Origin of the sequence: Methanosaeta sp. UBA356, from assembly GCF_002496465.1 — an archaeon.
Classification (GTDB): domain Archaea; phylum Halobacteriota; class Methanosarcinia; order Methanotrichales; family Methanotrichaceae; genus Methanothrix; species Methanothrix soehngenii.
This window is the reverse complement of the sequence record NZ_DAKC01000118.1, coordinates 34,614-44,648: the sequence shown is the minus strand read 5'-3', so window position 1 is coordinate 44,648 and position 10,035 is coordinate 34,614. Positions and strand designations below refer to the sequence as shown.

12 protein-coding genes are annotated in these 10,035 nt (G+C 56.8%); 9 read left to right on the top strand and 3 right to left on the bottom strand.

Annotated features, from left to right (window positions below; genetic code table 11):
* The 3 genes from BP727_RS11465 to dph5 form a co-directional block, all read right to left on the bottom strand.
* A partial coding sequence (locus tag BP727_RS11465) for a 6-pyruvoyl trahydropterin synthase family protein (protein WP_286858919.1) occupies positions 1–170 on the bottom strand: 170 nt, incomplete at its 3' end.
* Positions 167–337, bottom strand: coding sequence for a ribbon-helix-helix domain-containing protein (locus tag BP727_RS11460; protein WP_276619614.1), 171 nt, complete (start codon positions 335–337; stop codon positions 167–169). The genes BP727_RS11465 and BP727_RS11460, both read right to left, overlap by 4 nt.
* 152 nt (positions 338–489) lie before the next feature.
* Complete coding sequence (gene dph5, locus BP727_RS11455) at positions 490–1,287, bottom strand: diphthine synthase (RefSeq protein ID WP_273271913.1); 798 nt, start codon at positions 1,285–1,287, stop codon at positions 490–492.
* An 85-nt stretch (positions 1,288–1,372) separates the two neighbouring features.
* On the opposite strand from dph5, the gene mcrC reads away from it, so the two are divergent.
* The 9 genes from mcrC to BP727_RS11410 all read left to right on the top strand — a co-directional run.
* Positions 1,373–2,026 carry a methyl-coenzyme M reductase I operon protein C gene (gene mcrC, locus BP727_RS11450; RefSeq protein WP_013719152.1) on the top strand — a complete coding sequence of 218 codons (654 nt, stop codon included), beginning with the start codon at positions 1,373–1,375 and terminating at the stop codon, positions 2,024–2,026.
* A 38-nt stretch (positions 2,027–2,064) separates the two neighbouring features.
* The gene (locus BP727_RS11445) at positions 2,065–3,240 is read left to right on the top strand and encodes a cofactor-independent phosphoglycerate mutase (protein WP_013719153.1); all 1,176 of its coding nucleotides are present in this window, start codon (positions 2,065–2,067) and stop codon (positions 3,238–3,240) included.
* Complete coding sequence (locus BP727_RS11440) at positions 3,240–4,205, top strand: ADP-ribosylglycohydrolase family protein (RefSeq protein WP_286858907.1); 966 nt, start codon at positions 3,240–3,242, stop codon at positions 4,203–4,205. The genes BP727_RS11445 and BP727_RS11440 overlap by 1 nt, the downstream gene beginning before the upstream one ends.
* A gap of 39 nt (positions 4,206–4,244) precedes the next feature.
* Complete coding sequence (argC, locus tag BP727_RS11435) at positions 4,245–5,270, top strand: N-acetyl-gamma-glutamyl-phosphate reductase (protein ID WP_273271916.1); 1,026 nt, start codon at positions 4,245–4,247, stop codon at positions 5,268–5,270.
* 30 nt (positions 5,271–5,300) lie between these two features.
* Complete coding sequence (locus BP727_RS11430; RefSeq protein ID WP_286858905.1) at positions 5,301–5,783, top strand: CBS domain-containing protein; 483 nt, start codon at positions 5,301–5,303, stop codon at positions 5,781–5,783.
* Positions 5,770–6,933, top strand: coding sequence for a bifunctional ornithine acetyltransferase/N-acetylglutamate synthase (gene argJ, locus BP727_RS11425; RefSeq protein ID WP_013719157.1), 1,164 nt, complete (start codon positions 5,770–5,772; stop codon positions 6,931–6,933). Before BP727_RS11430 ends, argJ begins: the two co-directional genes overlap by 14 nt.
* A gap of 1 nt (position 6,934) precedes the next feature.
* The gene (gene argH / locus BP727_RS11420) at positions 6,935–8,401 is read left to right on the top strand and encodes an argininosuccinate lyase (RefSeq protein WP_286858903.1); all 1,467 of its coding nucleotides are present in this window, start codon (positions 6,935–6,937) and stop codon (positions 8,399–8,401) included.
* A 5-nt stretch (positions 8,402–8,406) separates the two neighbouring features.
* Positions 8,407–9,306, top strand: a complete 900-nt coding sequence (locus BP727_RS11415) for an NAD-dependent epimerase/dehydratase family protein (RefSeq protein WP_286858902.1) — start codon at positions 8,407–8,409, stop codon at positions 9,304–9,306.
* A 39-nt stretch (positions 9,307–9,345) separates the two neighbouring features.
* Positions 9,346–10,035: class I SAM-dependent methyltransferase (locus BP727_RS11410; RefSeq protein WP_286858901.1), on the top strand; the 690-nt coding region annotated here is incomplete at its 3' end.

The window sequence follows — 10,035 nt, the reverse complement described above, 5'->3', positions numbered from 1 at the left end:
CCAATTATCTTCTTGAGCTGATAGAAGTCAATGACAAAGCCGTCTTCTCCTACCTCCCCTTCCACCACCATCTCCACCTGGTAGGTATGCCCGTGCATGCAGGCGCATTTACCCTGATAGCCGGGCAGGCTGTGGGCGGCATCGAACTCTGTGGTCAGGCCTAACTTCATTCCTGAGCGCGCCCCCGCCTTCTGTCTATCTCATCCAGTTGATCGAGCATCTTTCGCAGAGCAGATCTAACTGCGTCTGAGAAGCTCACGAACTTCTTTCCCTCTCCTACATGGGCCTGAACATCATCGAAGATGTGCTGGGGTATCTCCACTGTGACCTTGGGCATAAATCCTCTCTATGGAAATCGATCTTGGGCGCAAGCTGGCAAGGCGCCTTCCTGCAGCATGGCCCAAAGAATACTCCGGGCTTATTAATAGCTTTTCATGGCGGCAGATAAGATCCCGATTAATGGGCTCATCGCTTCGTATCCACATCCCCTTAGCACTGGACGGCGTCTGCGGGTGCATCCGCCAGAATCCGCAGAGCCTCTGCCTCCATGAAGTGCAGTCTTGCAGGGATGATCAGGATATGCAATGGACCGCCGAGGTCATAGCCCTGCAGACGGGGGAGGAGGTCAGCCTTCACTGAGGCGTCAGGGGCGCCTGCCCTGGCGATGCCCACCGCAATCGCCTCCATAAGACCGCTTTCTCCTGCATTGGCCTCCATCTCCATGAGCAGAGCTGTCCCCTCATTCGCCGTCATGTACCTCTCAACCGGCTCCATCTGGATGTCGAGGAATAGCATGGTATGGAGATTGCGCTCCTGGTTCTCCCTCAACACCTGGTATGGTGTCTGGGGAATGATCCTGCGGCCCCGGGAGACGTAGGGGAAGGGAATGGTGGTTGATCGGCCGAAACGGTAGTTTTGCAGTCCGCACAGGCCGGATACGGCAGTGACAATGGAGCTGGAATGAATCACAGAGGCCTCAATGCCCATCTTGATCGCTCTGAGCCTCAGGTCCAGGTGGGTGGTGGAGACCATGGCATCGCCCCCGGAGAGAAAGACTATATCCTTATTTCGGCCTTCCTCCAGCCAGGATGGGTCCACCTCTACCTCCTGTCGCGAGAGGGGATGGATCTTTCGCCCATAGAGCGCTTCCATCTTCTCCAATGTGGTTCCCATCAGCCGGGAGGTATAGAACTCGGCGTAGATGCAGTCTGCGGCGCGGACCGCCTCCAGGCCTTTGAGAGATATATCTCTTTCATCATAAAGTCCGAGACCAACAAAGTGGAGCATGGTTATTCCTGGGGTCGCCGGTTTAAAAAACTCCCTCTGGAGGCAGTTCGTCAGATCTATATTCCATCCCTGTAGAGATGGAGGTATGATTGGCAGGACAACTCAAGTAGTCGATTGCCGGGAGAGCATGGGCCTGGCCAAGGGGGGCGGACTGGCCCAGAGGGGCACACTCTCTGAGGCGACAAAACCGGATGTAATCGCTATAGCCATGTCACCGGGGCGGCGACATATTACCAAGCCCGTCTGCGAGATGACATATGGCCTGCGCAGGGAGGGGATCCAGACCAGCGTTCTGGTTTTAGAGGCAGGGACCGGGGTTCCGGAGAGCTTTCCTCAGGGGTCGCGAGGTTACGGCCCGACCTTCGGCCTGTCCGAGAAAGAGGTAGAGCAGATAGCGCGCCATAAGATCGCCGTCTTCCATCTGGGAAACGTGCGATCCCATGTGATCTTTAAGGCGAAGGAGATCCTCTCTCAGGTGGACATTCCCGCGGTAGTGGTGGCCCAGTGTCCCATGGACCTGGAGGACTTCGCTAAAGAGGGGGTGAAGACCAGGTTGGTCAAGCCCTCCCGCCAGAAGACGCAGACCCTTGGGGAGGTGGTGGATCTTGTCACCGGCATCACCAGAGGGGCGACCTGCAATCGGGTCAAGCTCAACCAGCTGGCCAAGGTTTTAAACAAGCATCTGGCAGAGATAAGCGAGCGCGAAGCGCGAGAACTGGCCAAAAAGCAGAAGCGATGAATGGATTTTAATACTATTTTTTCATAGGGATGGCGCGAATGAAGCTGATGGTGATTTTAGGGGACGGTATGGCCGATCTCCCCCTGGGGGAGCTGCAGGGAAAAACTCCCCTAAAGGTGGCAAAAAAGCCCAATATGGACCTACTGGCACGGCTGGGGAGAAGCGGACTGGCATTGACAGTCCCGGATGGATTTCCACCGGGCAGCGACGTAGCCAACCTCTCAGTGGTCGGTTACGATCCTCGCAGGTATTATACCGGCCGCGCTCCTCTGGAGGCGGCCTCCATGGGAGTGCATCTAGGTGAGAGTGATATCGCTTTTCGCTGCAACCTGGTCACCATAGAAGATGGCATAATGAGAGATTACAGTGCCGGGCACATCAGCACCGGAGAGGCCAGTGAGCTGATCGAGGCAATAAAGCCCCTGATGCCGAATGAGAGATTGTATGCCGGTGTTAGCTACCGACATCTCCTGGTCCTGCAAAAGGGGGCGGGAGCAGTCTGCACCCCGCCTCATGACATCAGCGACCAGCCGGTGGCTGACTATCTGCCCCAGGGAGAGGACGCAGAGGTGCTTTTAGAGCTTATGGAGTCGGCAAAATCGGTGCTGTCCGGCCATCCGGTGAACCGGAAAAGGATCCAAGAGAATAAGAGGCCAGCCAATGCCATCTGGCTGTGGGGCCAGGGTCCAGGACCATCGATGCCCTCCTTCCTGAGCCTATACGGCCTGACCGGGGCCATGATCTCTGCCGTGGATCTCCTCCGGGGCATCGCCGTTTATGCCGGATTGGAGGTGATAGAGGTTCCCGGAGCCACGGGAACGATTGACACCAACTACTCCGGCAAGGTGAAGGGAGCTCTTGAGGCTCTCTCCCGTCACGACTTCGCCTATCTGCATGTCGAGGCCCCGGACGAGGCCAGCCACGAGGGCGACCTGGAGGGGAAGATCCGGGCTATTGAGCTTCTGGACCAGATGGTGGTGGGACCGGTGATCGAGGGGCTGGAAAAGAGCGGAGAGGACTGGCGCATTCTCCTCCTGCCAGATCATGCCACCCCCATATCCATCAGGACCCATAGCCGGGATCCGGTTCCTTTTGTCATCATGGGACGGGGCATCGAGCCGGACGGCTTAGACCGCTTTGATGAGCAGTCGGCGGAGCAGGGTGGATATGGCAGGGTCGATGCAACCGCTCTAGTCCGAATGCTGGCCGCATAATGGCTCTGCTGGATATGGATAAGCTGGATCGCTTTCGAGGCTGTCTGTTGGGGGGTGCAGCAGGGGACGCACTGGGGATGCCTACAGAAGGGTATACAGCAGGAGAGATCCAATCCATTTTCGGTCGGATGGTGGATATGATGCCCCCTCCGGAGGGGCATTTTCATGCTGGCCTCCGGGCCGGCCAGTTCACCGATGATACAGAAGAGACTCTGCTCCTCGCCGAGTCGCTCATTGAGCACTCCGGCTTCTCAGCAGACGGTTTTTCCAGCAAGCTCGCCAGTTGGGGATCTAGCTGGTGCCTGAATGAGCGGCTCTGGAGCGGAGTGGGATTTGCCACCCGTTCTGCAATAATGAGCATGATCGCTGGCACCCCCTGGCAGGAGTCGGGCATCAGCATCCCCACATGCGGATCAGCCATGCGCGCGGCTCCCATCGGTCTATTATATCATTCCGACCTGGACCTGGTAAGAAGCTATGCCGATCTGCAGAGCCTGCCCACCCATTCCGCACCCGCCTCTCGGGCAGGAGCGGTCGCTGTAGCAGTGGGCGTCGCCCTCTGTCTTATTGACCTCCCCAAGGAGACAATCCTTGAGAGTGCCGCCCGCCAGGCTGGCCGGGTGGATCGGGAACTGGCAGAGCGGCTCATTTGGGTCCAATCCCTTCTCGATCTTCCGCCGGAGGAGGCCAGGGGCCGGATCAGAAATTCTCCTCTGTCTAAAGAGACGGTGGTATCTGCTTTTTACTGCTTTTTGCGATTCCGGCCGGAGGAGGGGCTGATTGCTGCAGCCAGCGGCGGAGGTGACACCGATTCTATCGCCTCCATCGCTGGAAACCTATTTGGCGCAGCTTATGGAACCAGATGGATACCGCAGCGCTGGCTCGTGAGCCTCGAGCAGAAGGAGAGGATTGAAGGCATCGCAAAGGAGCTTTTCCATCTATGTGAATCCTGCTGTCCCCAATAGGCGCGGCGAATTTATATCAGTAGCTCTCTGGGAACCTTCATGATAGATGTAGGAATTATCGGTGGATCGGGCTACACCGGTGGGGAGCTCTTGCGTCTCCTTGCAAACCATCCCGAGGTCGATGTGAGACTTGTCACCTCCCGCAAGCTCTCGGGAAAGCCTGTGAGCCTGGTTCATCCTCATCTTAAGAGCATTTACGCTTTGAATTTCGAGGCGCTCAACGCGAAAGAGGCGGCTGAGCGCTGCGATATAATCTTCACTGGGGTTCCCCATGGGACGGCAATGGATTGGGTGCCCGATCTCCTGGATGCCGGGACGAGGGTGATCGATCTATCCTCCGATTACCGCCTGCCAGTGGATGTGTTCGAGAAGACCTATGGCATGAAACACCGCGCTCCAAGGGATGCTATCTTTGGCCTGCCGGAGCTTCATTCTGAGGTGGCAGAGGCAAAGCTTATCGGTAACCCTGGTTGCTATCCTACGGGAGCCATCCTGGCCTTGGCACCTCTCGCCCATGCTGGGCTGGTGGATCGGGTGGTCTATGACTCCAAATCGGGGATCTCTGGCGCAGGCATTGAGCCTACGGAGACCAGCCACTATCCCAATATGTCCCAGAATGTTATTCCCTATAAGATCACTACCCACAGGCATGTCCCAGAGATAAAGCAGGAGCTTGGGCTTCTCTCGCCTGGGATCAAGGTGAACTTCACCCCCCATGTCATTCCCTCAGTCCGCGGTATTCTGACCACTGCTCACGTATTTGCCAAAGAGGGGGCAGAGACCACCCTGCAGGATCGTGAGGCTGTGGCCCGGATATACCGGGATTTCTATAAAGATGCCCCCTTCGTCCGCATGGCAGATGTCGTTCCCCGCCTTGGCGCTGTCCGGGGATCCAACTTCTGCGATATAAGCTTCGAGCCGGAGAAGGGCAGCGACAGAATCGTGGTAGTATCCGCCATAGACAACCTGGTGAAGGGCGCATCCGGCCAGGCCATCCAGAACATGAATCTCATGGCGGGACTGGATCAGAGGACTGGGTTGTGGTTCCCGGGAATGGCGCCTTAAAAGAGGCAAACGGAGACGTGGTGGATACAAATGAAGGTCAGAGATGTGATGAACGTCATGCCGGTTTCGGTGCAGGCATCGGCGAACGTGAGCGAGGCAGCCAGGCTCCTCAGGGAAAACAAGATCAGCGGGATGCCGGTTTTAGATGGTGAGAGGCTGGTGGGAATTGTATCAGAGTCGGACCTTCTCCGTCTCTTATCGGTGGAGGACGAGTCTGAGGGGAGTCTGTGGCTCCCCAGCCCCTTCGAGATATTCGAGGTCCCCTTTCGGGACCTGGTGAAATGGGAGCGGATGCGGTCCAGTTTGAAAGAGATCCCCGAAAAGGAGGTTGCTGATGTGATGAGCCGGAACCTGCATGAGATCGGGCCGGACGACTCCATAGAGGAGGCAGCAAGCATTATGACCCGCCACCGGATCAACCGCCTTCCGGTGGTCGAGGACGGTCGGTTGGTAGGGATAGTGACCCGTGGCGATATCATATCCGGTCTGGGGATGGCCCATGCAGAGGATTAAGGGCGGGATATGCGCCATTGACGGGGTGCGCGCCTGCGGAGTGCGGGCGGGCAAGTACGGCCTGGCTCTAATTGCTGCTTCTGGAACAGCAGCCGGCATGTTCACCACCAACCGGGTAAAGGCTGCTCCGCTGGCTGTCACCGCAGAGCATCTGGCCAAAGGCCATCTGGATGGCATAATCGCTAATAGTGGCTGCGCGAACGCCTACACCGGGCCGCAGGGGGTCGAAGATGCGAGGATGATGGCCTCTCTATTGGCCGGATTTCTGAAGAGCGATGAGGAGCGGATCGCCGTGGCCTCGACTGGGGTCATAGGCCGTTATATGGATATGGATATCATCGGCCGCCTCTTCGAGGAGGCAAGAGGGCGCTTGAGGTCTGATGGGGAGGCCGGCCTGGAGGCGGAGAGGGCGATCATGACCACCGACACCAGGGAGAAGGAGGTAGCTGTAGAGCACCAGGGACTCCGGGTGGCAGGAATAGTCAAGGGTGCGGGCATGATCGAGCCTAATATGGCTACTATGCTATGCTTTCTATTTACCGATGCCGACTTCTCCCCGGAAGTGCTCAAGAGCTGCCTGGCTGATGCCGTCCGGGATAGCTTCAATATGCTCACCGTGGATGGAGATACAAGCACCAATGATATAGTCCTCCTCACCGCGACCGGTCGGGCGCAGGGCAGGATAGAGGACTTCCAGCAGGCTTTGCGGTACGTCTGCGTGGATCTCGCCCGCCAGATGGCCAGGGACGGGGAGGGGGCGAGCAAATTCTTCGAGACCCTGGTTACCGGGGCCCGCAATGAGGCTGATGCCCGGCTGGCGGCCAAAGCGGTGGCAAAGAGCAGTCTGGTTAAGACTGCAGTCTATGGGGCGGATCCCAACTGGGGAAGGATCATCTGCGCTGTGGGCTACTCCGGGGCGGAGATGAATCCGGACCTGGTCACCTTGGGGCTGGAAGGCTCGGGGCTGAAGGTCGATCTCGTCTGGAAGGGCCGGATCGCAGAGGAGGTTCTGGACAAGGCCCGAGAGATCATGTCCGGGGAGGAGATCATAATAAACATCGACCTGGGCCTGGGAATGGGGAGCGCGCGCAGCTTTGGCTGCGACTTGACCCATGAGTATGTGAATGTGAACGCCAACTATACCACCTGATATGTTCCGGGATCAGCGTTTGGGGGAGATCAGCGAGGACATTCTCGATTATCTGTCCAGCCGTAAGGCTGATCAGAGGATATTCCTGGCCGATCTGCTGGTGGACAGGGCCCACCTGGTGATGCTGAAAGAGATGGGCCAGATATCCGAAGAGGTCGCATCGAAGATCATTGCTGCTCTGGATGAGATCGAAGAGGGATCTGCCCTTGGGGCTGGAGAGGATGTTCATGAGGCCATTGAGGCGGCAGTCATTGCTCTGGTGGGTCCTGAAGGGGGGCGAATGCATACCGGCCGCTCTCGTAACGATGAGGTGGCGACATGCATTCGCATCGCACTGAGGGATGATCTGCTCGATCTGATGGACGGGGAGCTCTCTTTCATCAAGACGCTCGTCCGCCTGGCGGCGAATCACAGGGAATCCGTCATCCCTGGGTTCACTCACACCCAGCATGCTCAGCCCACCACCCTGGCCCATCATCTACTGGCCCATGCCGATGCTGCCCTTCGGGATCTGGATAGGCTAAAGGATGCCTATAGGAGGGTCAATAAGAGCCCCCTGGGCGCAGCTGCCTTCGCATCCACTGGATTTGATATCGATCGTGCCCGGACTGCTGATCTCCTGGGATTTGACAGCCTGGTGGAGAACAGCATGGATGCCGTCTCCAGCCGGGATTTCGTCCTGGAGGTCCTGGCGGCACTCTCCATTGCCATGGTCAATTGCAGCCGCCTGGCAGAGGAGTTGATCCTCTGGTCCTCATCCGAGTTCGGCTATCTGGAATTGGACAACCTCTATGCTACCACCAGCTCCATCATGCCCCAGAAGAAAAATCCGGATACTGCGGAGCTGGCCCGCGCCAAGACCGGCTCGGTGATAGGATCTCTAGTGGCCGCTTTATCCATCTGCAAGGCTCTGCCAATGAGCTATAACCGGGACCTCCAGGAGGTGACGCCCCATCTATGGCGAAGCCTGGACTGGACGCTGAGCACAGTTAGGATCCTGGATGGATGCCTATCCTCATCGAGGTTCAACCTTGAGCATCTGAAAGAGAGTTCAGTCTTGGGTTTTTCCACCGCCACCGAGCTGGCCGACTCACTGGTGAGAATCACAGGAATGCCATTTCGCACCGCTCATAGTATCGTGGGCCGGATCGCGGCCGGAAAGGGTGAGCCCACAATGAGGACCTTAGATGAGATCAGTCTGGAGATCTGGGGGTCTCCTGCCAGCGAACGGGGCTTCTCCAATGACCATCTGCTGAGGGCGTTGGACCCGGTGAGCAATGTGGCTCTCCGGGCAAACATTGGCGGCCCTGCTCCGGAGGAGACTGCAAGGATGATTGAAGAGAGGATGAGACTGATCGCAGAGGAGGAGAAGAATCTGGCCGGAATGCGAAGTCGAGTGGACGGAGCGATTGAGGTTCTGCGGGCCATAGGGCGGTCGGATGTCCTAAGGGACTCGAAAGGTGATTGATAATCATGAGCACACTGGTAACGGGCGGCGCGGGTTTTATCGGCTCGAATCTGGTTGAGGATCTCTTGCGGGCAGGAGAGGATGTGCTTGTACTGGATAATATGCACACCGGAAGCGCTGAGAACCTGGCGGGTTTGGAAGGCCGCCTGGAGCTGATCCAGAAGAGCTGCAACGATCTGTCCACCCTGGATATTCATCCCCAGAAGATCTACCATCTGGGAATACCCTCATCCTCGCCCATGTACAAGAGGAATCCATGCCTGGTGGGGGAGGCCATTAACGGCTTTATCTCGATCTATGAGCTGGCCCGAAGGTCAGGATCGAGGGTGGTCTATGCCTCTTCTTCCTCCCTTTACAATGGCATTCTTCCTCCCCACCGCGAGGATATGGCCATTGGGGTGACCGACTACTACACCGAGGCCAGGCTGGCCATGGAGCGGATGGCAGAGCTTTATCAGAGGCTTTACGGCATAGCCTCGGTGGGCTTGAGGTTCTTTTCCGTTTACGGTCCCCGGGAGGAGGCAAAAAAGCAGTATGCGAACATGGTCACTCAGTTCCTCTGGGATATGAAAGCGGGCAAAAGGCCGCTTGTATACGGAGATGGCACTCAGACCAGGGATTTCACCTATGTTCTGGATGTGGTGCGGGCAATGCGGCTGGCCATGGATTCGGACTACCATGGGATACTGAATGTGGGAACGGGCGAGGCCTGGAGCTTCAATGAGGTGATAGAGCTCTTGAACCGGATGATGGATCTGTCCCTGGAAGCTCAGTACACCGAAAATCCTATAAAAAACTATGTCCTGCAAACCCTGGCTGATACCGCCAAAGCGGAAAGGACGATTGGATTCCGGTCGAGGTTCGGCCTGAAAGAGGGAATCGGAGAGCTGATCCGGTTCTACTGAGGTCAGATAATAATCGCGAATCATGAATTTTCTGCCGCCATGAATCTGTTATCTTTATACCATAACGTCGATCTGGAGAACCGCAAGACTGTACTGGACCTGATCGAGGTGAACGAGAGGGCGAAGATAATGGATTTGGGGTGCTCTGATGGCGAGTTTGCCCTGAGGATTGCCCAGAAGGCGAAAACGTTGAACATCTTCGGAGTCGAGTTTTTAAAGGAGGCTGCGCAGCGGGCCAGGAGCCGAGGAATCAGAGTCTGCCAGGCGGATCTGAACGAAATCCTGCCCCTGGCAGCAGAGAGCTTTGATGTCGTTCATGCCAATCAGGTGCTTGAGCACCTGTCCGAGACAGATCGGTTCATCAAAGAGGTTCACAGAATTCTCAAGCCCGGTGGTTATGCTGTCATATCTACACCCAATCTCGCCGGTCTGCATAACATATTATCCTTAGTTTTTGGCAAGCAGCCGTTCACTGCCCATGTGAGCAATGAGGTGATTGTGGGCAACTCTCTGGACCCCAAATGCGGAATGCTTCATGCGAGCAGGGGTGAGGTTCATTTGAGGATCTTCACCCCAGAATCTCTGCGAGAGCTGTTCAGGTACCATGGATTTGATGTGGAGCAACTGATTGGAGTGGGGTATTATCCCTTTCCCGGTCCGTTGGCCTCTGTTCTCTCGAGGCTGGATAAGACTCATTCCGTCTATCTGACAATGAAAGTGCGCAAGGCA